Origin of the sequence: Streptosporangium sp. OZ121 (assembly GCF_051918885.1) — a bacterium.
In the GTDB taxonomy this organism is placed as follows: Bacteria; Actinomycetota; Actinomycetes; order Streptosporangiales; family Streptosporangiaceae; genus Streptosporangium.
Genome location: NZ_JBPXMC010000109.1, coordinates 1 through 647, shown reverse-complemented (window position 1 = coordinate 647; position 647 = coordinate 1). Strand labels below are relative to the sequence as shown.

Annotated in this window: 1 protein-coding gene; it reads right to left on the bottom strand. The window is 72.0% G+C overall.

The window, feature by feature from the left end:
- On the bottom strand, positions 1-647 hold a 647-nt coding region (locus ACTOQ1_RS42935), incomplete at both ends, for an acyltransferase domain-containing protein (RefSeq protein WP_440074391.1).

Here is a 647-nt window from a genome sequence, read left to right as displayed (position 1 = left end):
GCCACGTGAGCGGCGGCGATCTCCCCCACCGAGTGACCCACCAGCACGTCCGGGGTGACACCGAGTGAGATGAGCAGCCGATACAGAGCCACCTCGAAGGCGAACAGCGCCGGCTGGGTCATCCCCGTCTCACCGAGCACACCATCGGGATCGGAGAACATCGCCTCACGCACCGACCCCGGCAACAACGCGCAGATCTCGTCCAAAGCTTCGGCGAACACCGGGAACGCCGCCGCGAGTTCACGGCCCATCCCCACCCGCTGGCTGCCCTGACCGGCGAACAGCATCGCCAGCCTGCCGCCACCGGCCGCCGCGGCTTCCGGCGTCGTCGTACCGTCGGCCAGGGCGCGCAGGCCCGCCACCAGCTCGGCCCGATCGGCACCGACCACCACCGCGCGCTGCTCCAGCAGCGCTCTACCACTCGCCAGCGTCCAGCCGATGTCAGCCGCGTCCAGCTCCGGCCGCTCCTCCACCCACGACGCGAGCTGCCCGGCCTGCGCCCGCAGCGCCTCGGGAGTCTTGGCCGAGACCAGCCATGGCGTCACCGGCAGCTCGGCGCCGGAGGGCTCCGGCTCCACCGCCGGACCCTGCTCGATGATCACGTGCGCGTTCGTGCCGCTGATCCCGAAGGACGACACCGCCGCCCG